This is a genomic window from Pseudomonas koreensis (assembly GCF_024169245.1).
Classification (GTDB): Bacteria; Pseudomonadota; Gammaproteobacteria; order Pseudomonadales; family Pseudomonadaceae; genus Aquipseudomonas; species Aquipseudomonas koreensis_F.
This window is the reverse complement of record NZ_JALJWP010000001.1, coordinates 5798786-5822511: the sequence shown is the minus strand read 5'-3', so window position 1 is coordinate 5822511 and position 23726 is coordinate 5798786. Positions and strand designations below refer to the sequence as shown.

Sequence of the window (23726 nt, the reverse complement as noted above, 5' to 3'; positions counted from 1 at the left end):
CGTAATTCCTCAGGCTTCGGCTTGGGCTTTGATCAGACGGTCGTAAGCGTCCTGATCGAGCAGTTTAGCAACGGCAGACGCGTCGCTTGGCTGGAAACGAAAGAACCAGCCTTCACCCAGCGGATCTTCGTTGACCAGTTCCGGGGCGTCTTGCAGTGCCGGGTTGACTTCCAACACCTCGCCATCAAGCGGCATGTATACGCCGCTGGCGGCTTTCACCGATTCCACGGTGGCGGCTTCGGCGCCTTTTTCGTAAGCCTGCAGCTCAGGCAGTTGCACGAATACCACGTCGCCCAAGGCGTTCTGCGCAAACGCGGTGATGCCGACAGTGACACTGCCGTCGGCTCCGGTGCGCAGCCATTCGTGATCTTCAGTAAAACGCAACTCGCTCATGGAAACTCCTCGGGGGCCAGACTCGTCTGGTGGACGCGGTGGAAAGCGTGGGGCGGGGACGCCCTTGATAGATGAGGAGATAATTAGCAAGAATGCGGCCAAGGTTGATTTCCCCATATAAATCAATCACTTGTATTTGATTGGTGTTTCTCGGTAAGCCGGCGCTGTAGCGAAATCGCTACAGCGTAGAACGAGGAAAAAAGCTGAACGGGATCAAAGCGTTGCGCAGCGCTGATCATAGGCGTGTGTAGCGATATCGTTCCGCTGTAGCGCTTTCGGTACAGGTGGAGGTCGTTTTCAGATAGGGCGATATCATTCCTGAACTGGGAACCCGGACGGTAGGAGCTGCCGAAGGCTGCGATCTTTTGATCTTGATCTTCAAAAACCAAGTCAAAAGATCGCAGCCTTCGGCAGCTCCTACAGGGAGATCGGTGGTGATCTCAGGGTTTGTTGGGAATGCCGTACTTGCGCAGGCGATGGGCGATGGCGGTGTGCGAGGTTTGCAAGCGGCTCGCCAGTTGGCGGGTCGAGGGGTAGCTGACGTAGAGCTTTTCCAGCAGCGCTTTTTCGAAGGATTCGACCGCTTGTTCGAGGCTGTCGACGTCGGTGTCAGTCTGGCGCGCGACGGAGGTGCCGGCGATATCGAGGTCGCCGATATCGACCAGGCTGCTCTCGCAAATCGCTGCCGCGCGGAAAATCACGTTCTGCAATTGCCGCACGTTGCCCGGCCAGCGATTGTCGAGCAGCGCTGGATAAGTCCCCGGCGCCAGGCGACAGACCGGGCGCTGAATCTGCGCGCAGGCCTGCTGCATGAAATATCGCGCCAGCAACAGAATGTCCTGGCCGCGCTCGCGCAGCGGCGGCACTTCGACGTTGAGCACGTTGAGGCGATAGAACAGGTCTTCGCGGAACAGGCCTTCGCTGACCATTTTTTCCAGATCGCGGTGGGTCGCGCTGAGGATGCGCACGTTGACCTTCACTTCACGATCACCGCCCACCCGACGAAAGCTGCCGTCGTTGAGGAAACGCAGCAGCTTGGCCTGCAAGTACGGCGACATCTCGCCGATTTCATCGAGAAACACCGTGCCCTGGTTGGCCAGTTCCATCAGCCCCGGTTTACCGCCACGCGCCGCGCCGGTGAAGGCGCCGGGCGCGTAGCCGAACAGTTCGCTCTCGGCGAGGTTCTCCGGCAGCGCCGCGCAGTTGAGGGCGAGAAACGGTGCGCTATGCCGAGCACTGATGGCGTGACAGGCACGGGCCACCAGTTCTTTGCCGGTACCGGTTTCGCCTTGAATCAATAAAGGTGCGTCAAGCGCCGCGACCCTTTGCGCGCGGGCCTTGAGGGTGCGGATCGCCGGGGACTCGCCGAGCAGGGCGTCGAAGCCTTCGGCGTGGTCGTGGTGCAATGCCGAGAGTTGTTCGCCGATGCGGTTCGGTTGAAAGAGGGTCAGCAGGGCGCCGGCGTCGGTGATCGGCGTGGCGTCGAGCAACAGGGTCTGGCCGTTGACGGTGATCTCGCGCAGCGGCAGGCGAAAGCCATTTTCGAGCAGCGTGTCGAGCAGGCCGGGATCATTGAACAGCGCCGAGACGCTTTCGCCGGCCGGCTCGCGACCGTATAACGCGATCAACGCCGGGTTGGCCAGCAGCACTTGGCCGGCGCTGTCGAGGGCCAGCACCGGGTCGGTCATGGCCGCGAGCAAGGCGTCGAGCTGAAGGTGCCGACGCTGGCCGGGGAGGATGTCGACCACCGTTACCGCCTCGACGCCGCGTACCCGGAACAGCGCATCTTTCAGTTCTTCGAGCACTTGCGGGCTCAGGGTCGGCGCGTCGATGTAGACGTTCGGCGGAATCATCTCCACCGCATCCAGATTGAGATTGCGCCCACCGAGGATAGCCAGGACTTCCTGGGTGATGCCGACGCGGTCGATGAAGCTGACGTGGATACGCATGGGGGCGGTTCAGTGATCTGCAGAGCGGAGGGCGCAAGTATGCCTTGGGGCGGGCTAATGGTGAAATCTGTGGCCCTGCGCTGATCGTTCCCACGCTCTGCGTGGGAATGCCGCCACGGACGCTCCGCGTCCGCTGTGACGCGGAGCGTCACGGGATGCATTACCACGCGGAGCGTGGGAACGATCAGTGGAAAGGAAGTTATTCGAAATGCTCGAGATTGACCGGATCCCCCGACTGCATATTCAGCTTCTGCCGAATGTCTTCAAACATCAGATCGTAATGCTTGTGCACCGAGCCGATCTGGCTATGGGCCTTGGGGATCCCGTACTTCTCGGCAATCCGCGTGACATCGCGGGCGAAGTTGTAAGCCTCTTCCTTGGGCAGGAAAAACGTTTCCTTCATGTCCTTGCCCTGCATGCTGCCATGCAGGGTGAACTGAATCCCTTTGCCTTTCTGCGGATCGGTGAACACTTCATAGTCCAGATGCACGTTGTAATTGACGTCATCGTCGGTCAACGCGTGCCGTTCGATATGCAGGTGACCGGGTTCGAATTGGGCCATTGAGCTACTCCTTTCAAGGCATGGGAGCGGAGCAGGTTTTGTGCCTGCCCCCGCGTTTATTGTTATCGGTAGCTGATCCCCGGCTTCGCCGTGCTGACCCGCGTACCGGCAGTACCCTGGACGATGGCTTCGATATCGGCCAGCGAACCGATCACCGCGACCTTGCCAGTATGGCGCGCGAATTCACAGGCTGCCTGCACCTTCGGCCCCATCGAGCCGGCGGCGAAACCGAGGCGTTCGAGTTCGTCGGGGTGGGCTTCGGCAATGGCCTTCTGGGTGGGTTTGCCATAGTCGATGAACGCCGCGTTGACGTCGGTGGCGATCACCAGCAGGTCGGCTTCCAGTTGTTCGGCGAGCAGCGACGAGCACAGGTCCTTATCGATTACCGCCTCGATGCCTTTGAGATTGCGCTGTTCGTCGTACATGGTCGGAATGCCGCCGCCACCGGCGCAGATCACAATGCTGCCCTTGTCCAGCAGCCACTTGATCGGGCGGATTTCGAAGATGCGTTTCGGCCGTGGACTGGCGACGACACGGCGGAACTTGTCGCCATCGGCAGCAATTGCCCAGCCTTTTTCGGCGGCGAGTTTTTCCGCTTCGGCTTTTTCGTACACCGGGCCGATCGGCTTGGTCGGGTTCTTGAAGGCCGGGTCGTTGGCGTCGACTTCGACCTGGGTGAGCAGGGTGGCGAACGGCACCTCGAAGTCGAGCAGGTTGCCCAACTCCTGTTCGATGATGTAGCCGATCATGCCTTCGGTTTCGGCGCCGAGCACGTCCAGCGGATACGGAGTGACAGAGGTGTAGGCCGCCGCTTGCAGCGACAGCAGGCCGACTTGCGGGCCATTGCCGTGGGCGATGACCAGTTGGTTGCCGGGATGGATCTTGGCAATTTGCTCGGTGGCGATGCGGATGTTGGCGCGCTGGTTGTCAGCGGTCATCGGCTCACCACGGCGGAGCAGGGCGTTACCGCCCAGGGCTACGACGATACGCATGATGCAATCCTTCTAAGCAGAGGAATGGCAAACGACTCGATCTCTCTGTCGAAACCGGGATCCCTGTGGGAGCGAGCTTGCTCGCGAATGCGTCATTTCAGTCGACATCGCTGGTGAATGACACACCGTTTTCGCGAGCAAGCTCGCTCCCACATTTTTTGTTTCCTGTTCCTTCAGTGGGAGCTCAGTGGCGTTACAGATCAGCCAGGGTCGAGACCAGGATCGCCTTGATCGTGTGCATGCGGTTTTCCGCTTGCTCGAAGGCGATGCAGGCCGGCGACTCGAACACGTCGTCGGTCACTTCGATGCCGTTTTTCAGATGCGGATATTGTTCGGCGATCTGTTTGCCGACCTTGGTGTCGCTGTTGTGGAATGCCGGCAGGCAGTGCATGAACTTGGTGCGCGGGTTGCCGGTGGCTTTCATCAGCTCGGCGTTGACCTGGTACGGCAGCAGCTGCTGAATGCGCTCGGCCCAGGCTTCCACCGGTTCGCCCATCGATACCCAGACGTCGGTGTGAATGAAGTCGACGCCTTTGACCGCTTCCTTCGGATCTTCGGTGAGGGTAATGCGTGCGCCACTCTCCTCACCGTATTTTTTGCAGCGCGCTACCAGATCGTCCAGCGGCCACAGGGCTTTTGGCGCGCAGATGCGCACGTCCATGCCGAGCTTGGCGCCGATCAGCAGCAGCGAATTACCCATGTTGTTGCGCGCATCGCCGAGGTAGGCGTAGCTGATTTCGTGTATCGGCTTGTCGGCGTGCTCACGCATGGTCAGCACGTCGGCGATCATCTGGGTCGGGTGATATTCATCGGTCAGGCCGTTGAACACCGGCACCCCGGCAAACTTGGCCAGCTCTTCGACGATTTCCTGTTTGAAGCCACGGTATTCGATGGCGTCGTACATGCGCCCGAGCACGCGGGCGGTGTCCTTCATGCTTTCCTTGTGGCCGATCTGCGAGGAGTTCGGGTCGATGTAGGTGACGTTGGCGCCCTGGTCATAGGCCGCCACTTCGAATGCACAACGGGTGCGGGTCGAAGTTTTCTCGAAGATCAGGGCGATGTTATTGCCCTTCAGATGCTGTTGCTCGGTGCCGGTGTACTTCGCACGTTTCAGATCGCGAGAAAGGTCGAGCAAGTAACGCAATTCGCGAGGGGTGTGGTGTTCCAGGCTCAGCAAATTACGGTTGTGAATGTTAAACGCCATGATGATTCTCCTTGGATTCGGTAATCGGCCCGGCCGCTACGGGATGGGTGCGGCCGGGGGGACGGTCGTTTAGTAATCGATCGGGTCGCGCACGATCGGGCAGGTCATGCAGTGGCCGCCGCCACGGCCGCGACCGAGTTCGCCGGCGCTTATGGTGATGACTTCCACGCCAGCCTTGCGCAGCAGGGTATTGGTGTAGGTGTTGCGGTCGTAGCCGATGACCACGCCGGGCTCCATCGCCACCACGTTGTTGCCGTCGTCCCATTGCTCGCGTTCGGCGGCGAAGCTGTTGCCGCCGGTTTCCACCACGCGCAGTTTCGGCAGGTTGAGCGCAGCGGCGACGGTGTCGAGGAAGCTGCCTTCTTCGCGGCGAATGTCGATGCCGCCCTGTTTGCTTTCGTCAGGGCGCAGGGTGAAGGCGACGATCTGGTTGACCACTTCCGGGAAAATCGTCACCAGGTCGCGGTCGCAGAAGCTGAACACGGTGTCCAGGTGCATTGCCGCGCGGGATTTCGGCAGGCCGGCGACGATGACTTTTTCCACCGCTTTGTTGTTGAACAGGTTCAGCGCCAGTTGGCCGATGGCCTGACGCGATGAGCGCTCGCCCATGCCGATCAGCACCACGCCGTTGCCGATCGGCATGACGTCGCCGCCCTCAAGGGTGGAGTTGCCGTGATCCTTGTCGGGGTCGCCGTACCAGATCTCGAATTCGGCGTTGGTGAATTGCGGATGGAATTTGTAGATGGCGGTGGTCAGCAGGGTTTCCTGACGGCGCGCCGGCCAGTACATCGGGTTCAGCGTCACGCCACCGTAGATCCAGCAAGTGGTGTCGCGGGTGAACTGGGTGTTGGGCAGCGGCGGCAGGATGAAGCTGGAATGCCCAAGGAAGTCGCGGAACATCTGGATGGTCTTGCCACCGAAGCTGTCCGGCAAATCATCGGCCGAGACGCCGCCAATCAGGAATTCGGCGATGTGCCGCGGCTCGAGACTTTTCAGCCAGGATTTCACTTCACTGATCAGGCCCAGGCCCACCGAGTCGGCGGTGACCTTGCGTTCAAGAATCCAGTCCAGCGCCTCGGGGATGGCAACGATGTCGGTCAGCAGGTTGTGCATTTCCAGCACGTCGATGCCGCGCTCGCGCATCTTGGTGACGAAGTCGAAGTGGTCGCGCTTGGCCTGCGCCACCCACAGCACGTCGTCGAACAGCAGCTCATCGCAGTTGTTCGGGGTCAGCCGCTGATGGGCCAGACCTGGGGAGCAAACCATGACTTTACGCAGTTTCCCGGCTTCGGAGTGGACGCCGTACTTCACTTTTTCCGTGGTCATTTCTGTGTTCCTCCAGATGACAATCAATCAGGGGTTACAGCGTCAGGAAGCCATCGTAGAGACCGTAGGCCGCCACCACGGCGCCCACGACCACTGCAGCGAAAATCAGCTTCTCGACGTTGGTGAAAACCGGTTGTTTGAGTTCCAGCTTGGCCTTGGCGAACAGGATTGCGCCGGGCGCATAAAGCAGGGCCGACAGCAGCAGGTACTTGACCCCGCCGGCGTACAACAACCACACCGCATAGATCAGGGCGATACCGCCGATGATCAGATCCTTGCGCCGCTCGGCGGCAAAGCCTTCGTAGCTCTCGCCACGCACCGCCAGCAGCAGGGCATAGGCCGCCGACCACAGATACGGCACCAGAATCATCGAAGTGGCGAGGTAGATCAGCGACAGGTAAGTGCTGGCCGAGAACAGGGTGATGATCAGGAACACCTGCACCATGGCGTTGGTCAGCCACAGGGCATTGACCGGCACGTGGTTGGCGTTTTCCTTGCGCAGGAATTCCGGCATGGTGTGGTCTTTGGCTGCGGCGAACATGATCTCCGCACACAGCAGCACCCATGACAGCAGCGCCCCCAGCAGCGAAATGATCAAGCCAACGCTGATCAGCACCGCGCCCCAGTGCCCGACCACGTGTTCAAGCACGGCGGCCATCGACGGGTTCTGCAGTTTCGCCAGTTCCGGCTGAGTCATGATGCCCAGAGACAGCACGTTCACCAGCACCAGAAACAGCAGCACGGTGATGAAGCCGATCACGGTGGCCTTGCCCACATCCGAACGTTTCTCGGCGCGGGCGGAGAAGATGCTCGCGCCCTCGATGCCGATGAACACCCAGACGGTGACCAGCATCATGTTGCGCACTTGGTTCATCACACTGCCCAGATCAGGGTTTTTCACGCCCCAGATGTCGGCGGTGAAGATGTCCAGTTTGAACGCGAAGATGGCGATCAGCACGAACAGCAGCAGCGGCACGACCTTGGCGACCGTGGTCACGAGGTTGATGAACGCCGCTTCCTTGATCCCGCGCAACACCAGGAAATGCACGCCCCACAGCAGCAACGACGCGCCTATCACCGCTGCCGGGGTATTGCCCTCGCCGAAGATCGGAAAGAAGTAGCCGAGAGTGCTGAACAGCAGAACGAAGTAGCCGACGTTACCCAGCCAGGCGCTGATCCAGTAACCCCAGGCAGACGAAAAACCCATGTAGTCGCCGAATCCTGCCTTGGCGTAGGCGTAGACCCCGCCGTCCAGGTCAGGCTTGCGATTGGCGAGAGTCTGAAAGACGAAAGCGAGGGTGAGCATGCCGACTGCGGTGATGGCCCAGCCGATCAGCACGGCACCGACGTCGGCGCTGGCGGCCATGTTTTGTGGCAAGGAAAATATCCCGCCACCGATCATTGAGCCGACTACCAGTGCAACCAGTGCACCGAGTCTTAGTTTTCCGGGCGCTTCAGACATTTGCATGACTCCATTGCAGGAAAGGAGAGCTCACAGCCTAGTACCGTTGTCTGTTCGAAGAGCTGACTTGGATCAGTGCATGGCCACATTCCATTGTTAATGAATGACTTATCCACCCGTTGCGGGCATAACGCTGTGCTCTGAAAGGCCCGAGACAGAGCCGTTTCGCTGACGCAAGTGGGAATAGCTATTAATGCTTTCGAACTATGACGCTAGTTGCTTTTGCGTGTTTGGCAAATGTCCGTCATCTGTTTCCAGTACAGAATCGAATTATCAGGATCAGCGCACAAAACTGAATTAACGTGCTACGCGTTATCGTCATCAGCTATATAAAAGTGTGCCCGGTCACGTATTACCTGATAAACGTCATCTACTCTTAGCTTTTTAGTCAGCTGTTGTTACAAATAAACAACAGCGGCTTTTCCAAGGAGATCTGCATGTCGCAACCGACGCAAAAGCTGCGCCTTGGTGCGTTGATCGCGCTGGTGGTGGGCTCGATGATCGGCGGGGGGATTTTCTCGTTGCCGCAGAACATGGCGGCGCGCGCCGATGCCGGGGCAATCCTGATCGGCTGGGGCATCACTGCGATCGGCATGCTGACCCTGGCGTTCGTCTTTCAGACCCTGGCCAATCGCAAACCGGAACTGGACTCTGGCGTCTACGCCTACGCCAAGGCCGGGTTCGGCGATTACATGGGCTTTTCGTCGGCGTGGGGTTACTGGATCAGCGCGTGGCTGGGCAACGTCGGTTATTTCGTCTTGCTGTTCAGCACCCTCGGCTATTTCTTTCCGGTGTTCGGCCAGGGCAATACGCCGATCGCCATCGGCTGCGCCTCGGTGCTGTTGTGGGCGGTGCATTTCCTGGTGATGCGCGGAATCAAGGAGGCGGCGCTGATCAACCAGTTGACCACCGTGGCCAAGGTCGTGCCGCTGATCATGTTCATCGTCATCGCTGCCGTGGCGTTCAAGGCTGACATCTTCACCCGCGACATCTGGGGCCGCAGCAATCCGAACTTCGGCGGAGTGATGGATCAGGTGCGCAACATGATGCTGGTCACCGTGTTCGTGTTCATCGGCATCGAAGGCGCCAGCGTCTACTCGGCCCGTGCGGAGAAACGCAGCGACGTCGGCCGCGCCACGGTGATCGGCTTTCTTGGCGTGCTGGCGCTGCTGGTGCTGGTCAACGTGCTGTCGCTGGGGATCATGAGCCAGCCGGAGCTGGCCAATCTGCAGAACCCTTCACTGGCAGCGGTGCTTGAGCATATCGTCGGGCCGTGGGGCGCGTTGCTGATCAGCGTCGGGCTGGCGATTTCCCTGTTGGGCGCATTGTTGTCATGGGCTTTGCTGTGCGCGGAAATTCTCTTCGCCACGGCCAAGGACAAGACCATGCCGGCGTTCCTGAAGAAGGAAAACAACAATCACGTGCCGGTCAACGCGTTGTGGCTGACCAATGCGATGATCCAGATTTTCCTGCTGATCACGCTGTTCTCGGCGGGTACTTACACCAGTCTGATTTACTTGGCCTCGTCGATGATTCTGGTGCCGTATTTGTGGTCGGCGGCCTACGCGGTGCTGCTCAGCGGGCGCGGCGAAACCTACGAACACGCCTCGGCCGAACGCACCAAGGATCTGCTGATTGGCGGCATCGCACTGGTTTACGCGGTGTGGCTGTTGTATGCCGGTGGGGTGAAATATCTGCTGTTGTCGGCGTTGTTGTATGCCCCCGGGGTGATTCTGTTTGCCAAGGCCAAGCATGAACAGGGCCAGCCGGTTTTTACCACGGTGGAGAAGGGGATTTTTGCTTGCGTGGTGATTGGTGCGGGGATGGCGGCGTATGGGTTGTATAGCGGGGTGCTGGCGTTGTGATCTGAAAAGCGGCCCCTCACCCCAGCCCTCTCCCGGAGGTAGAGGGGGCCGACCGGGGGATATTGGCGAATTACGCCGACGTGAAAGACCTTTACCGAATCCATAATCGACTGGTTTTTTCAGGTCGACGTATAGCGCAAGACACCTCGGTCGGCCCCCTCTCCCTCCGGGAGAGGGCTGGGGTGAGGGGCATCTTCTAGAGCCACTGCGCAGGATGCGAGCCCAACTCTGTTGCCGGCAAATCCCACTGCACCGCCGTCCCGCTGATCTGCACCGGCACGCGCAACCTCCGCGCCGGGCCCCATGCGGTATGTTCAATCGCCGAATCCTGATCCAGCGCGTCTTCGGCCCGCAGCGGGTCATGCGTCCCAGGCCCATGCTCGATCAACAGCTTCGCCGTGCGCGCCAAGGACAACCGCGCCGAACCCCCGCGACCGTTGGCCATGCGTTCAGTCAGCAGCCTGATCGCACTTGCCGCCAGCAGATACCCGGTTGCATGATCCAGCGCCTGCACCGGCAGCGGCGTCGGTTTATCGCTGTGCTTCCAGCGCTGTCCGGCCTCGGCGATGCCGCTGCTCATCTGCACCAGGCTGTCGAAGCCCCGGCGGTTCTGCCACGGCCCGCTCCAGCCGTAGGCGTTGAGGCAGACGTCGATCAGCCCCGGTGCCAAATGTCGACGGCGCTCAACACCAAAGCCGAGGTGTTCCAGAGCATCGGCGCGGTAGCCGTGCAGCAGAATGTCGGCGTCTTTCAGTAAAGCTTCGAACACCGCGCGATCCGCCGGAGTCTGCAGGTCCAGCCGCGCGCAATGTTTGCCGACGGTCATTTCCGGAACCACGCCGGGTTCGTTCCAGCTCGGCGGATCGATGCGCAGCACAGTGGCGCCCAATCCGGCGAGCAAGCGGCTGGCGGTGGGGCCGGCGAGCACGCGGGTCAGGTCGAGCACCTTGATCCCGGCCAGAGGTCGTGCGATCGAGCCTTGCCATTCGGCGCGGTGTTCGTCTGTCTGCGCAATGAAATGCACCAACGGCTCAGCATTCACTGCCAGCCCTTGCGGGTGCTGCTGCCACTGCGCCCAACTGCGCATCTCGGCGGCGCAACCCTTGGCGTCGACCACCGCTTGTTCCAGATCCGCACTTGCCCATTGCGCAACTTTCGCCGCCATTGCTGCACGGTCGGCGCAGGCGCCAAGCACCCGTTCAGCGGCGGCGCGGTGATGCGGGGCGTTGGTGTGCAGGCGGACCCAGCCGTCCCGGGTCGCGTAGTCGCCGGCGACCGGATCCCACAGCGGCGGCACTTGCCAGCCGATCGGGCGCAGCGAGGTGGAGAACCAGAACGAGGCCAGGCGTCGATCAACCGCAACGGCCGGCAAGTGGCCGGTTTGCTGGTGGAGCAGTTCGCTGACCGCTTGGCCGGCAGCGGCAATGCTGGCGCAGGCCAGTTCGGTGACCGCGAACGCCGAGGGCAGCGCGCCGTTACCGTTGAAGGGGATTGGCCTGCGGGGCAGGCCGAGTGCGGTTTGGATGGACGCGAGCAGATCAGTCATCGAAGGCCCTCCGGAACGAGAGGGGGATGATAGTGCAAAAAAATCGCGGTTTAGATGAAACCAGGATGTGAACCCGTTCCCTGTGGGAGCGAGCCTGCTCGCGAAGGCGTCGTGTCAGTCAACATTGATGTTGGATATGACGACCTCTTCGCGAGCAGGCTCGCTCCCACAGGGATTTATGCTGGATTGTTACACGCGGAACTGATTCATCAATTTCATCTGCTGGCTCGCGAGGCTGTTGAGCTGGCTGCTGATCGCCGCTGATTCGGTGGCTTGCTCGGTGAGGGTTTCGGTGACGGTGCGAATCGCCGAGACGTTGCGGTTGACCTCTTCAGCCACGGCGCTCTGTTCTTCGGCGGCACTGGCGATCTGCAGGTTCATGTCGCTGATCACCGTCACCGCGTCGCTGATCTTGCCCAGCGCATCGACCGCCTGACGAATCTGCCCGGCGTTGTTGTGCGCCTGGGTCTGGCTCGAGTGCATGGTCGCGACCACGCCACGGGTGCCGGTCTGGATGCGCTCGATGACCACGCGGATTTCCTCCACCGAATCCTGCGTGCGTTTGGCCAGGTTGCGCACCTCGTCAGCGACCACGGCAAAACCGCGACCGCTTTCGCCGGCGCGCGCAGCTTCGATGGCAGCGTTGAGGGCCAGCAGGTTGGTCTGTTCGGCGATGCTGCGGATTACTTCCAGCACCGAACCGATCTGCTCGCTGTTGACCGCCAGCGCTTCGACCTCGGTCACCGCTTTGCTGACTTCATCGGCCAGTTGATTGATGTCGCGGGTGCTGCGCTCGATGATCGCCATGCCGTCCTTCGCCGACTGATCGGCACCCTTGGCCGCGTTGGCGGCGTTCGAGGCACTGTTGGCGACATCGTGGGCGGTGGCGCTCATTTCGTTGGACGCGGTGGCGACCTGATCGATTTCGCGGAACTGCACCTGCATGCCTTCGCTGGTCTGCCGGGCGATTTCCGAAGACTGATCAGCCGTGCCACGGGCTTCGGTGATGCTCTGTTTGATCTGCGCGATGGTCGGTTGCAGCTTGTCGAGGAAACGGTTGAACCAGTTCACCAGTTCGCCCAATTCGTCTTTCTTGCTGTAGTTCAGACGCTGGGTCAGATCGCCTTCGCCGCTGGCAATGTTCTTCAGCATGTCGGCGACGCTGTTGATCGGACGGGTGACCCCGGAGGCGGTGAGCCAGATCAGCAGCAGGCCGACCAGACCGGCCACCACGGCGACCAGCAGAGCAGTGATCACGCCGGTTTCCTGTGCATCATCCAGCACCGCTTGCAGCTTCACCGAGTCAGCCAGCAGCACTTGTTTGGGCAGGTCGATGACCACGCCCCACGCCCGCGAATTGCCGATCGGATCAACCGGGTAAACCGCGCGAATCAAATCGCCCTGTTCGAGGATTTTCGCCGTGCCGCTGCCGACCAGTTGCAATACGTCCTTGCCGTCAGCGCCGAGGGTGTCGCTGATTTTTTTGCCGACCCGCGTCGCGTCAGCACTGTCGGCCGCCAGCACGCCGCTGCCGGAGACGATCAACATGTGGCCGGCGTTGTTGAACAGGCTGCGCTGCGAGTCGACGGCGGCGGCTTGCAGCGCGTCGAGGGCGATGTCGACACCGACCACGCCGATCGCTTTGCCGTCGACCAGCAGCGGTACGGAAATGGTCGTCATGAGCATTTCCTTGCCACCAACCGTGTCGGCATACGGGTCGAGCAGACAGGTGCGCTTGTTGTCGCGAGGGCAGGTGTACCAGCTGTTATACGGCGTGCCACTGACGCTGAGAGTGGTCTTGGTCAGGTCATCTTCGACCATGATCGTATTCAGCGCAGCGCCGGCGGCACGGCTCCAGTAAGAAGCGAAGCGCCCGGCCTCGTTGGATTGCCGCGCGGCGTCGTTGGCGAACTCGCTGTCCTTGCCGTCGAGGCCGTTGGGTTCGAAAGCCAGCCAGATGCCGAGGACTTTATCGTTGCGCTCGAACGCGGTTTTCAGGCTCTGATTCAACTCTTCACGAACAGCGCCGGCTTCGAGCGAACGCTTGGCCGCCATCGTCCGCAGATCCTTGATCTGGTCGGCGAGGGCGGTGACCACCAGCAGGCTTTCGCCAAAGGTTTTCTGCACCCGCACCGCTTGCTCGGCAGCCTTGGCCTGCAGCAGGTTCTGCACGCTGGCGGTGAGCAACTGGTTGCTGGATTGACTGACCAGCTCGTCGTTCTGGTTGGTCTGGTAGATGTTCATGCTGACAATCAGCGCCACCACTCCGAGCAGGCACAGGCCGGAGAGCAGGACGATTTTCAGGCGAATGGACAGAGCGTCGAACATGGGGCGATCTCGCGAATGGAATAAACAGGTGGCCTGGGCCGCAGCCCGGTTTGCCAAATCCATTCAGCGCCATTCAATGCTCATCGGCGTCGAGCGAGACGGCATGAGGCGCTCGCCGACGGACGGTCGCCGCTAAACGTTTGCGCAGGGGAAAGTGCTGAAAAGTCTTTAATTACAGGAATGTTTCGCTGCAGCGACGGGGGATTCCGGACGCGACCAGATCCATAGATTGCCCAGGCCCATCCCGGCGATCGCCAGATAGATCGGCCAGCCGTGATCGAGCAGCACCAGCATCAATGTCGCGCACAGCAGCATGCTCACGGTCGCACTGAGCTTGGCCTTGCGCGCGATGATCTTGCCGTTGCGCCAGTTACTCAGGATCGGCCCGAACAGGCGGTGATTTTCCAGCCAGGCACTCAGGCGCGGCGAACTGCGGGTCGCGGCCCACGCGGCAAGGAGGATGAACTCGGTGGTCGGCAGACCGGGCACGACGATGGCGATCAGGCCAATGCCGAGGCTGACATAGGCCAGCAGGGCGAACAGCAGACGGACGAGTTTTGATGGGGCGGGTGCGGGCATGGGCTCAGCGAATGGATATGGCGAGACGGGGATTCTACAGACTTGCCGGGAACCCTGTGGGAGCGAGCTTGCTCGCGAAAGCGGTGGATCAGACACATTGACGTTGAATGTGCCGCCGTCTTCGCGAGCAAGCTCGCTCCCACAGTAGGACGGGGTTGGCCAGACAGTCAGGCCGGTTCGGCTTCTGTCGCATAAGCCTGTTCCAGCAGCACGGTGAAGCGGTTGAACGCGTCCAGCGCGCCTTGCTCCACTTCGGCCTCTTCCTCTGCCGTGAACGGCAACGCATCAAGGGTGCGCACAAAGCTTTTCCAGCCCTCGGCGCGGCCACCTTGCGGTTCAGCCAAATGCCGGGCACCGAAGGTTTCGCTCAGCTCGAGCGCCACGGCGCGCTTGATCAGGAACGCCGCGCCAAGCTTGGAACCCTCCGACACGAAGATCCAGCCCAGTGCGCGCGCCTTGCTCGGGTTTTTCAGCGCGCCAGCCACTGGGGCCGGGACGTCGGTATCGAGGTCGGCGAGGTCAGCCTTGGCCGCTTCGGCGCGGCAACGGGCCGGCAGGTCAGGGACGATCGCGGTCAGTTCAGTGTCGTTGTACAGCTCGACCAGTTCCGCCTGGAACAGGTATTGCGCGACGACGAAACGGGCGAAGCTGGCGCGACTTTCGAACGGTGCGTGGGCTTTGACCAGCGCATCGAGTTTGCTGTGCGGCTCATGGGTGATCTGGTTCAGGCGTTGCGAACGCAGGGCTTTTTCCGAGGCAGTCATGGGGGTGTCCTTGATGAATGAGGCGCTTGATAACAAGACGTACGGGAGGGCGCCGGACAGTAAAAAAACCCACTGCGCGGCGATAACACGCGCAGTGAGGCCGGGCGGGTCAGATGTCCCAGATCAGGTTGATCGCGAAGTTGCGTCCCGGTTGGGTCAGACGATCGAGATTGGCCGGTTGCGTCACCGAAGCTTCGCCGACGCTGTCGTAACCGCGCACGTCATCCCACAGCCAGTATTTCTTGTCGGTCAGGTTGTAGAGGCCGCCGCTGACGGTGACGTCGTCGGTGACTTTGTAATAGCCGGCCAGATCGAGAATGCCGAAGCCCGGGGTCTTGAACTGACTGCTGACGCCGTCCGGCGATTTGAAGTTGCTGTCGTCGACACGGTCCTTCTTCTTCACCACGGTCCAGCTCAGCAAACCGCCGTAGGTGTGCTGGTCGTAACCGAGGCCGAACACGCCGGTGAGCGGGTTGACGCTGTTGATCGGTTCGCCATTGTCGTTGTTGCGACCGTAGGCGTAAGCGATCGAGCCTTGGGTGTACAGGCCTTGCGGCGCGCCGAAGGCATCCAGATTCAAGCGACCTTTGACTTCCGCGCCCTTGATCGTGGCGCGCTTGATGTTGTTGCTCTGGAAGGTCAACTGATCGTCGCCCGGCTTGACCGCGTCTTCGTTGATGAAGTCGCGGTACTTGTTATAGAACACCGCGACGTCGAACGAACCCTGCTCGAAATTGCCGCGCAGGCCGGTTTCGAAGCCTTTGCTTTTTTCCGGCTCAAGGTCGGAGTTGGGCGCGACGGTGTAGCCGCTGGTGTTGTTCTCGAAACGCCCGTACAACGCTTTCGCCGTCGGCGTGCGGAAGCCTTCGGCGTACTGGCCGTACCAGGTGTAGTGTTCCGTCAGCGCATAGGTCAGGCCGAATTTCGGCGAGACTTTGTGCCAGGTCTTGTTCTTGTCGCTGACCGTGCCCTGGCCGTCGGCGTTCACGGTGTTGAGGAACTCCTCAGTGATGTGCGGCTTGAGCTGGGTGTAGTCGTAGCGCAGACCCGGCAGGAAGGTCCAGTCGTTCCAACTGATCTGATCCTGGGCAAACAGGCTGTAGGTGTTGATGGTCGGATCGGGGAAATCACTGGCCTTGGCCAGCACGTCCGCCGCACTGGTCGCGCCGATCGCCGTGCAGCCGCGACCGACTGCCAGGCATGTGCCGTCGCCGCTGCGCGAGCCGGTGACTTTCTGCTGCTTGATCGTGGTGCCGTAAGTCAGCAGGTGATCGGTGTCACCGATGGCGAAGGCCTTGTCCAGTTGCGCGTCGAACACCCACTGTTTTTCCTGGTAGATCGTGTCGCGGGTACGCAGCACCCGGCGCGTCATCGGGAAGTAATACTCTTCGGTGCTCTGGTCGGTCTTGGCAGTCTGATGGTTGAGACTCCACTTGACGTTATCGACCAGCAGGCTGTCGAGGGCGAAGGAATGTTCGATGCCGAAACGCTCGCGGGTGATGGTGTCGTTGCCGGTGCGCCACTGGTACATGCCGCCAGGCAGTACGCTGTCAGGGATGGTCGGGGCGCCGTTGAAGTACGGGCCGCCGTAGGCACTTTTCTGATCGGTGTCGCGATCGTCCTTGTACTTTTCGTAGGTCAGGCCCAGGCGCGAATCGTCGTTGTAGTTCCAGCCGAGCTTGGCCAGCACGTTGGTCGCACGGACGTCTTCGGGGTTGGCCGCGGTGCGCGCAAGGCCAGTGCCGTTGTGGTTGCCGAAGGATTCGCTTTCGTGACCGTCGCGCTGACTGTAATGCAGCAGACCGTCGAACTCACCGCTGCGCCCGGCGACGGTGGCGGATTTAAGCCAGCTGTCGTCGGCGGAGCTGTAACCGCTTTTCAACCGCGCGCCGACATCCTTGCCCGGTTTGATGATGTCGTCGGCGTCCAGCGTGTAATAGCTGACCGCGCCGCCGATGGCGTTGCTGCCGTACAGCACCGAGGCCGGGCCGCGGAGGATTTCCACGCGTTTGACGATTTCCGGGTCGACGTAGTTGCGCTGGCTCTTGGCGTACGGGCCGTTGAAGAAACCGTTGGGGATCTCCACGCCGTCGACTTGAGTCAGGATGCGGTCGCCGTCGATACCGCGAATGTTGTAGCCGCTGATGCCGCCGCGCTGACCGGCACCGCCGACTGAAACGCCCGGCTCGTAGCGCACCAGATCCTTGATGGTGTTGACGTTGTTGCGGTCGAGTTCATCGCGATCATGCACGCTGACTGTCGAAGGCACGCTGTTGACCGACTGTTCCTGACGCGTCGCGCTGATCGTCACTTGATCGAGATTCAGCGTGCCGCTGCCGCTGCGTTTTTCCAGTACGACGTTGTTGTTGCTCAGCTTGCGAAAGCTCAGGTTGGTCCCCACCAACAGGCGCTCGAGGGCTTTCTCCGGCGGCAGCGAACCGCGCACGCCCGGCGACGAGACGTTCTGACCCAGCTCTGCCGGCAAGCCGACCTGCCAACCGGTCACGGCGGTAAAGGCATTCAGCGCTGAAACCAGCGATTGCTGGCCGATGGCGAACGGGTAGTCGCCCATGTTGCGCGCCGGTTGCTCGGTGGCTGCGAGCAGCGGCGCGGTGCCGGCCATGAGGATGGCCGCGGTCAGCAGGGACAGTACGCGGGAGGGGGAAGCAGTCTGGCGGGTAAGGCGTGAGGACATCGATAGCGCTCCGTGTCGCACGAATCTTTATAGGTGCTGATCGGCATGGTTAGATGCGAATCAATTGCATTGGCTATAACGAGACGTACTGCCGTTGGCTATCGAGTAAAAATAATTCTCATTTAGTTCAGGATCACCAGCGCAGGGAATTCCTGCAGGCGCGCCGAGGTGATGTGGGCGAGGGAGCGCACCACGTCGAGCGGCTGGTCGAGACGGTAATTACCGGTGACGGCGACGTCGGCCAGGCGCTCGTTGTTGTTGATGATCCAGCCCGGGTAGTAGCGGCGCAGCTCTGCCAGGACCTGATTCAGCGGACAGTTCTCGAACACCAGACGGCCTTCAATCCAGGCCAGATCGGCATTGGCGTCGAGCTTGGCCGGACGATCAAATCCGTTGGGACCGATCCGAATGCTTTCCCCGGCACGCAGGCGCACGCGGGCATCGTTGTGGGTGGCGCGCAGATCGACATCGCCACGCTGCACATTCACTTGCGCGACCCCGTCGAGGTAGCGCACGGCGAATGCGGTGTCGTGCACGCTGGCCGTGACCGGCCCGGCGTCGATCTCCAGCGGCTGATTGCGGCCGCTGGCAATCTCGAAGAACGCCTCGCCCTGAAACAGCCGGGCCACACGTTGTTGATCATTGATGGTGCTGGAGAATGCTGAATTGGTGTTGAGCAGCACCTTCGAGCCGTCTTCCAGTTGCAGGCGCTGGCGCTCGCCGACCACGGTCAGGTGATCGGCCTGCAGGCGCATCGGCAGGTTGCTGAAGCTGAACAGACCGAGGATCAACACCGCAGCGCTGGCCAGCGGTTTCCAGTGCGGACGCAAGCGTTTGAGGAAAGTGATCTTTGCCGGTTTTGCTGCCAGGGCTTCGGCGCACAGCGCGACTTGCGGGCCGTCCCAGATCGCCTGGGCCTTGACGAACGCCTCGGCATTCAACGGATCCGCCGCCAGCCAGGCATGAAATTGCCGGGTCTGTTCCTCGTCCGGGCTGCCGAGCACGATGAGCCAGTCCAGCGCCTGGTCCATTGCAGCTGCAGCGTCCCGCGCCGAATCGGGCGAAGGCGGGCGGTGGGTGTGCGTCACGGTGGTTCCTCGGCAGTGTCTGTGCACGGCTGTTTTTTATTGCAGCGTAAAAGTCGGGCAAGGGTAGCAAAGCACGGTGATCAGTGCAGTCGATCCTGCCACTTACAGAAAAGCCCTACAGCTTCAGTCGCCATTCAAGCGTTCGGCGACGCCGATGCAAATTGTCATGATCAGTTTCAGTTCCTTCTGCACGGTGCTCAGCGACACGTGCAGTTCGTCGGCGATTTCCTGATAGCTGTGCCCGTGCAGGCGGCTGAGGATGAAGATCTGCTGCTGGCGTGGGCTGAGTTGGCTGAGGCTCACGTTCAAACGCTCCAGCAGTTGTTCGGCGTGGGCGGCGTCTTCCGCGCTGCTGGCCGGCGCGGCGATGCTCTGCACCACGTCCTGCGGCACATCATCGATCATGGTTCGCGCATGGATCTTGCGCGCACGCAAATGATCCAGCGCCAGATTGCGCGCGGTCTGGAAGACAAAGGGTTCAAGGTGATCGATGGCCCGCTCGCGCAACGCGCGGGTCACGCGCAGGTAAGTCTCCTGCAACAGGTCCTCAGCGGTGCTGTGATTGTTGACCATCCGTTCCAGCGTGCGCAGCAGGGAAGTGCGCTGGGCGAGGAAGACGTGGTTGAAGCGCGATTGACTCACGGGAGGACCTGATTCATTTCGAGCGAATGATAATGCTTATCATCCAGCTGAATGGTCAAGTGCTGATTTCAAATTGAAATCGGATCACATGTGGGAGCGAGCTTGCTCGCGAAGACGGGGTGTCAGGCAATTGAATATCGACTGACGGATCGCTTTCGCGAGCAAGCTCGCTCCCACAGGGATTGGTTGAATACCTGGAATTATTCGGCGTTACACAACGCCAGGCAGTTATCCAGCATGCGGTTGGAGAAGCCCCATTCGTTGTCGTACCAGGCCAGCACCTTGAGCAACTTGCCGCTGACTTTGGTGTGGTTGGCGTCGAAGATCGACGACAGCGGGTTGTGGTTGAAGTCGCTGGAAACCAGCGGCAAGGTGTTGTAACCGAGGATTTTCGAATGCTGGCTGGCCGCTTTCAGCAGGGCGTTGACTTCGTCGGCGCTGGCTTCTTTCTTCAGTTGCACGGTGAGGTCGACCAGCGACACGTTGATCACCGGCACACGCACGGCCATGCCGGTCAGTTTGCCGGCCAGTTCCGGCAGCACCAGGCCCACCGCTTCGGCAGCGCCGGTCTTGCTCGGGATCATGTTCTGCGTGGCCGAACGGGCGCGGTACGGGTCGCTATGATAGACGTCGGTAAGGTTCTGGTCGTTGGTGTAGGCGTGGATGGTGGTCATCAGGCCGCTTTCGATGCCCAGCTCGCGATGCAGCACCTGCGCCACTGGCGCCAGGCAGTTGGTGGTGCACGAGGCGTTGGAAATGATCTGGTGCGACTGACGCAAGATATCGTGGTTGACGCCATAAACCACAGTGGCGTCGGCGCCTTTGGCCGGCGCTGAGATGATTACCTTGCGGGCGCCGGCGCTGATATGCGCGGCGGCTTTGGCACGGTCGGTGAACAGACCCGTGCATTCGAAGACCACGTCGATTTTTTCCGCAGCCCATGGCAGGTCGGCCGGGTTGCGAATGGCGCTGACCGCGATGCGGTCGCCATTGACCGTCAGGCTCTCGTTATCGTGGGCCACTTCGGCGTCGAACGTGCCGTGGACGGTGTCGTATTTGAGCAGATGGGCATTGATCGAACTGTCACCCAGATCGTTGATCGCGACGATCTGCAGGTCTTGACGATAGCCTTGGGTATACAGTGCGCGCAGGACATTACGGCCGATGCGGCCAAAACCATTGATTGCGATTCGAAGAGTCATGGAACAGCGCCGCCGTCGTTTTGTTGTTTGAATTACAAGATTATTCGCATAAAAATAGAAAACAAGCCTTTTTAGTGGCAATATTTTGTTTTATCTACAACGAGTGACCTGAATCAACTGGTCCGAATGGTCAAAAAAGCCGTCTGTCATTCCAACAACAACGGCGTTTGACCAGCATAGACAATCAGGTCGCCACATCCGTTAGCCTGGAGTTCTACACATGCATCCCCGCGTTCTTGAGGTCACCGAACGGCTTATCGCCCGCAGCCGCGCCACGCGTCAGGCTTACCTTGCATTGATTCGCGGCGCTGCCACCGACGGCCCGATGCGCGGCAAGCTGCAATGCGCCAACTTCGCCCACGGCGTGGCCGGGTGCGGCACGGAAGACAAGCACAGCCTGCGGATGATGAACTCGGCGAACATCGCCATTGTGTCTTCGTATAACGACATGCTTTCGGCGCACCAGCCGTACGAAGTTTTCCCCCAACAGATCAAGAATGCACTGCGCGAGATTGGCTCGGTCGGCCAGTTCGCCGGCGGCACTCCGGCGATGTGTGACGGCGTGACCCAGGGCGAGCCGGGCATGGAACTGAGCCTGCCAAGTCGCGAAGTGATCGCCATGTCGACCGCCGTGGCGCTGTCGCACAACATGTTCGACGGTGCGCTGATGCTCGGCATCTGCGACAAGATTGTTCCGGGCTTGATGATGGGCTCGCTGCGCTTCGGTCATTTGCCAACGATCTTCGTCCCGGGCGGGCCGATGGTTTCGGGGATTTCCAACAAGGAAAAAGCCGACGTCCGCCAGAAGTACGCCGAAGGCAAGGCCACCCGTGAAGAGCTGCTGGAATCGGAGATGAAGTCCTACCACAGCCCGGGCACCTGCACGTTCTACGGCACCGCCAACACCAACCAGTTGCTGATGGAAGTCATGGGCCTGCACTTGCCGGGCGCGTCCTTCGTCAACCCGAATACACCGTTGCGCGACGCGCTGACCCGCGAAGCCGCGCACCAGGTCACGCGCCTGACCAAGCAGAACGGCAACTTCATGCCGATCGGCGAAATCGTCGACGAGAAGGCGCTGGTCAACTCCATCGTTGCCCTGCACGCCACTGGCGGATCGACCAATCACACCCTGCACATGCCGGCCATCGCCATGGCCGCGGGCATTCAACTGACCTGGCAAGACATGGCCGACCTCTCCGAAGTCGTGCCGACCCTGAGCCACGTCTATCCGAACGGCAAAGCTGACATCAATCACTTCCAGGCCGCCGGCGGCATGTCGTTCCTGATTCGCGAACTGCTAGGCGCCGGTCTGCTGCACGAAGACGTCAACACCGTGCTCGGTCATGGCCTGAGCCAGTACACCAAGGAACCGTTCCTCGATAACGGTGAGCTGGTCTGGCGCGAAGGCCCGACTGACAGCCTCGACGAAAACATCCTCCGTCCGGTGTCCCGTGCGTTCTCGCAAGAAGGCGGACTGCGGGTGATGGAAGGCAATCTCGGTCGCGGCGTGATGAAAGTGTCTGCCGTCGCGCTGGAAAACCAGATCGTCGAAGCACCGGCGATGGTCTTCCAGGATCAGCAGGATCTGGCCGATGCGTTCAAGGCCGGTCTGCTGGAGAAGGATTTTGTCGCGGTGATGCGCTTCCAGGGCCCGCGTTCCAACGGCATGCCGGAGCTGCACAAGATGACGCCGTTCCTCGGCGTGCTGCAGGATCGCGGCTTCAAAGTAGCGCTGGTGACCGATGGGCGCATGTCCGGCGCGTCGGGGAAAATCCCGGCGGCGATTCACGTCAGCCCCGAAGCTTATGTCGGTGGTGCTTTGGCGCGGGTGCAAGAGGGCGATATCATCCGCGTCGATGGCGTCAAAGGCACCTTGGAACTCAAGGTCGACGCCGCCGAATTTGCAGCGCGCGAACCTGCCAAGGGCCTGTTGGGCAACAACATTGGCAGCGGCCGCGAGTTGTTTGGCTTCATGCGCATGGCCTTCAGCTCGGCGGAGCAGGGCGCCAGCGCCTTCACTTCTGCCCTGGAGACGCTTAATTGAAACTGGCTTTGGTCGGTGACATCGGAGGCACCAACGCGCGTTTCGCGTTGTGGCAAAACCAGCAACTGCAATCGGTTCAGGTGCTGGCCACGGCCGACTTCGCGACGCCGGAAGAGGCGATCGGCTTGTACCTGGGCGGTCTTGGCCTGGCGCCGGGTTCAATCGGTTCGGTGTGCCTGTCGGTGGCGGGACCGGTGAGCGGCGACGAATTCAAGTTCACCAACAATCATTGGCGGCTGAGTCGTAGCGCGTTCTGCAAGACCTTGCAGGTCGACCAATTGTTGCTGACCAACGACTTCTCGGCGATGGCGCTGGGCATGACCCGTTTGCAGCCGGGCGAATTCCGCGTGGTCTGCGAAGGCACGCCGGAGCCGTTGCGCCCGGCGGTGGTGATCGGCCCGGGCACTGGCCTGGGTGTCGGCACCTTGCTCGACCTCGGCGAAGGTCGCTTTGCCGCGTTGCCGGGCGAGGGCGGCCACGTCGACCTGCCGCTGAGCAGCCCGCGCGAAACGCAACTGTGGCAGCACATCTACAACGAGATCGGCCATGTCAGCGCGGAAACCGCGTTGAGCGGCGGCGGCCTGCCGCGGCTGTACCGGGCGATCTGTGCGGTGGATGGCCATGAGCCTACGCTTGAAACGCCAGAGGCGATCACCGCCGCCGGTCTGGCCGGTGACCCGATTGCTCTGGAAGTGCTCGAGCAGTTCTGCTGCTGGCTCGGTCGCGTCGCCGGCAACAATGTGCTCACCACCGGCGCGCGCGGCGGTGTGTTTATCGTCGGCGGGGTGATTCCACGCTTCGCCGATTTCTTCCTCGAAAGCGGCTTCGCTCGCTGCTTCGCCGACAAGGGCTGCATGAGCGACTACTTCAAAGGCATTCCGGTGTGGCTGGTGACGGCACCGTATTCCGGCCTGGTCGGCGCCGGTGTGGCGCTGGATCAAGCGACTCGACCCTGAAATGCAATCGCCCGTGTGGGAGCGAGCCTGCTCGCGAAAGCGGTGTATCAGTCAGCAAATGCGTTGAAGGTAAACCCGATTCGCGAGCAGGCTCGCTCCCACAGTGGTTTTGTGGTGTTTGTAAAA

18 protein-coding genes and 1 pseudogene are annotated in these 23726 nt (G+C 61.0%); 3 read left to right on the top strand and 16 right to left on the bottom strand.

The window, feature by feature from the left end; all coding sequences use genetic code 11:
• Nucleotides 1-9: 9 nt before the first annotated feature.
• The 7 genes from gcvH to arcD (J2Y90_RS25800) form a co-directional block, all read right to left on the bottom strand.
• On the bottom strand, nucleotides 10-393 hold the full coding sequence (gene gcvH, locus J2Y90_RS25835) for a glycine cleavage system protein GcvH (RefSeq protein ID WP_253504750.1): 384 nt from the start codon (nucleotides 391-393) through the stop codon (nucleotides 10-12).
• A 440-nt stretch (nucleotides 394-833) separates the two neighbouring features.
• Nucleotides 834-2342: a sigma-54-dependent transcriptional regulator gene (locus tag J2Y90_RS25830; protein ID WP_253504747.1), complete on the bottom strand. Its 1509-nt coding sequence runs from the start codon at nucleotides 2340-2342 to the stop codon at nucleotides 834-836.
• A 199-nt stretch (nucleotides 2343-2541) separates the two neighbouring features.
• On the bottom strand, nucleotides 2542-2904 hold the full coding sequence (locus J2Y90_RS25825) for a DUF5064 family protein (RefSeq protein WP_130927188.1): 363 nt from the start codon (nucleotides 2902-2904) through the stop codon (nucleotides 2542-2544).
• 62 nt (nucleotides 2905-2966) lie between these two features.
• Complete coding sequence (gene arcC, locus J2Y90_RS25820; RefSeq protein WP_016770621.1) at nucleotides 2967-3896, bottom strand: carbamate kinase; 930 nt, start codon at nucleotides 3894-3896, stop codon at nucleotides 2967-2969.
• 193 nt (nucleotides 3897-4089) lie between these two features.
• The gene (locus tag J2Y90_RS25810) at nucleotides 4090-5100 is read right to left on the bottom strand and encodes an ornithine carbamoyltransferase (RefSeq protein ID WP_041479782.1); all 1011 of its coding nucleotides are present in this window, start codon (nucleotides 5098-5100) and stop codon (nucleotides 4090-4092) included.
• A gap of 69 nt (nucleotides 5101-5169) precedes the next feature.
• Entirely contained in the window at nucleotides 5170-6426 is a 1257-nt protein-coding gene (gene arcA / locus J2Y90_RS25805) for an arginine deiminase (protein WP_123418871.1), read from the bottom strand.
• A 34-nt stretch (nucleotides 6427-6460) separates the two neighbouring features.
• Complete coding sequence (arcD, locus tag J2Y90_RS25800) at nucleotides 6461-7888, bottom strand: arginine-ornithine antiporter (protein ID WP_253504743.1); 1428 nt, start codon at nucleotides 7886-7888, stop codon at nucleotides 6461-6463.
• A gap of 437 nt (nucleotides 7889-8325) precedes the next feature.
• On the opposite strand from arcD (J2Y90_RS25800), the gene arcD (J2Y90_RS25795) reads away from it, so the two are divergent.
• On the top strand, nucleotides 8326-9753 hold the full coding sequence (gene arcD, locus J2Y90_RS25795) for an arginine-ornithine antiporter (RefSeq protein ID WP_253504741.1): 1428 nt from the start codon (nucleotides 8326-8328) through the stop codon (nucleotides 9751-9753).
• Nucleotides 9754-9949: 196 nt separating this feature from the next.
• Here arcD (J2Y90_RS25795) and J2Y90_RS25790 read toward each other — a convergent pair whose 3' ends face one another.
• From J2Y90_RS25790 to gap, 9 genes and pseudogenes are all read right to left on the bottom strand, one after another.
• Entirely contained in the window at nucleotides 9950-11299 is a 1350-nt protein-coding gene (locus tag J2Y90_RS25790) for a CoA transferase (RefSeq protein ID WP_253504738.1), read from the bottom strand.
• Between the two features lie 189 nt (nucleotides 11300-11488).
• Nucleotides 11489-12244: a methyl-accepting chemotaxis protein gene (locus tag J2Y90_RS26840; protein WP_429462297.1), complete on the bottom strand. Its 756-nt coding sequence runs from the start codon at nucleotides 12242-12244 to the stop codon at nucleotides 11489-11491.
• A gap of 102 nt (nucleotides 12245-12346) precedes the next feature.
• A pseudogene (locus J2Y90_RS26835) lies at nucleotides 12347-13354 on the bottom strand (PDC sensor domain-containing protein); the annotation flags it as partial.
• Nucleotides 13355-13795: 441 nt separating this feature from the next.
• Complete coding sequence (locus tag J2Y90_RS25775) at nucleotides 13796-14206, bottom strand: YbaN family protein (RefSeq protein ID WP_253504732.1); 411 nt, start codon at nucleotides 14204-14206, stop codon at nucleotides 13796-13798.
• Between the two features lie 167 nt (nucleotides 14207-14373).
• Entirely contained in the window at nucleotides 14374-14970 is a 597-nt protein-coding gene (locus J2Y90_RS25770) for a biliverdin-producing heme oxygenase (protein WP_253504730.1), read from the bottom strand.
• A gap of 109 nt (nucleotides 14971-15079) precedes the next feature.
• On the bottom strand, nucleotides 15080-17665 hold the full coding sequence (locus tag J2Y90_RS25765; RefSeq protein ID WP_253504727.1) for a TonB-dependent receptor: 2586 nt from the start codon (nucleotides 17663-17665) through the stop codon (nucleotides 15080-15082).
• Between the two features lie 122 nt (nucleotides 17666-17787).
• Nucleotides 17788-18753 (bottom strand): FecR family protein, encoded by a 966-nt coding sequence (locus J2Y90_RS25760; protein ID WP_253504724.1) that lies wholly within the window; start codon nucleotides 18751-18753, stop codon nucleotides 17788-17790.
• A 123-nt stretch (nucleotides 18754-18876) separates the two neighbouring features.
• Nucleotides 18877-19395, bottom strand: coding sequence for an RNA polymerase sigma factor (locus J2Y90_RS25755; RefSeq protein WP_253504721.1), 519 nt, complete (start codon nucleotides 19393-19395; stop codon nucleotides 18877-18879).
• 200 nt (nucleotides 19396-19595) lie between these two features.
• Nucleotides 19596-20597, bottom strand: coding sequence for a type I glyceraldehyde-3-phosphate dehydrogenase (gap, locus tag J2Y90_RS25750; RefSeq protein ID WP_016773526.1), 1002 nt, complete (start codon nucleotides 20595-20597; stop codon nucleotides 19596-19598).
• A 220-nt stretch (nucleotides 20598-20817) separates the two neighbouring features.
• On the opposite strand from gap, the gene edd reads away from it, so the two are divergent.
• Nucleotides 20818-22644 carry a phosphogluconate dehydratase gene (gene edd, locus J2Y90_RS25745; RefSeq protein WP_016773527.1) on the top strand — a complete coding sequence of 609 codons (1827 nt, stop codon included), beginning with the start codon at nucleotides 20818-20820 and terminating at the stop codon, nucleotides 22642-22644.
• Nucleotides 22641-23600: a glucokinase gene (locus J2Y90_RS25740; protein ID WP_253504718.1), complete on the top strand. Its 960-nt coding sequence runs from the start codon at nucleotides 22641-22643 to the stop codon at nucleotides 23598-23600. The genes edd and J2Y90_RS25740 overlap by 4 nt, the downstream gene beginning before the upstream one ends.
• The last annotated feature ends 126 nt before the right edge of the window (nucleotides 23601-23726 follow it).

Excerpts from the sequence above, each read along its gene's own strand:
- arcD (WP_253504741.1), top strand. The coding sequence starts at position 8,326 with ATGTCGCAACCGACGCAAAAGCTGCGCCTTGGTGCGTTGATCGCGCTG.
- J2Y90_RS26840 (WP_429462297.1), bottom strand. The coding sequence starts at position 12,244 with ATGCAGGTGCAGTTCCGCGAAATCGATCAGGTCGCCACCGCGTCCAAC.
- J2Y90_RS25775 (WP_253504732.1), bottom strand. The coding sequence starts at position 14,206 with ATGCCCGCACCCGCCCCATCAAAACTCGTCCGTCTGCTGTTCGCCCTG.
- edd (WP_016773527.1), top strand. The coding sequence starts at position 20,818 with ATGCATCCCCGCGTTCTTGAGGTCACCGAACGGCTTATCGCCCGCAGC.
- gap (WP_016773526.1), bottom strand. The coding sequence starts at position 20,597 with ATGACTCTTCGAATCGCAATCAATGGTTTTGGCCGCATCGGCCGTAAT.
- J2Y90_RS25790 (WP_253504738.1), bottom strand. The coding sequence starts at position 11,299 with ATGACTGATCTGCTCGCGTCCATCCAAACCGCACTCGGCCTGCCCCGC.
- J2Y90_RS25770 (WP_253504730.1), bottom strand. The coding sequence starts at position 14,970 with ATGACTGCCTCGGAAAAAGCCCTGCGTTCGCAACGCCTGAACCAGATC.
- arcA (WP_123418871.1), bottom strand. The coding sequence starts at position 6,426 with ATGACCACGGAAAAAGTGAAGTACGGCGTCCACTCCGAAGCCGGGAAA.
- arcD (WP_253504743.1), bottom strand. The coding sequence starts at position 7,888 with ATGTCTGAAGCGCCCGGAAAACTAAGACTCGGTGCACTGGTTGCACTG.
- J2Y90_RS25765 (WP_253504727.1), bottom strand. The coding sequence starts at position 17,665 with ATGTCCTCACGCCTTACCCGCCAGACTGCTTCCCCCTCCCGCGTACTG.
- J2Y90_RS25810 (WP_041479782.1), bottom strand. The coding sequence starts at position 5,100 with ATGGCGTTTAACATTCACAACCGTAATTTGCTGAGCCTGGAACACCAC.
- arcC (WP_016770621.1), bottom strand. The coding sequence starts at position 3,896 with ATGCGTATCGTCGTAGCCCTGGGCGGTAACGCCCTGCTCCGCCGTGGT.
- J2Y90_RS25830 (WP_253504747.1), bottom strand. The coding sequence starts at position 2,342 with ATGCGTATCCACGTCAGCTTCATCGACCGCGTCGGCATCACCCAGGAA.
- gcvH (WP_253504750.1), bottom strand. The coding sequence starts at position 393 with ATGAGCGAGTTGCGTTTTACTGAAGATCACGAATGGCTGCGCACCGGA.
- J2Y90_RS25825 (WP_130927188.1), bottom strand. The coding sequence starts at position 2,904 with ATGGCCCAATTCGAACCCGGTCACCTGCATATCGAACGGCACGCGTTG.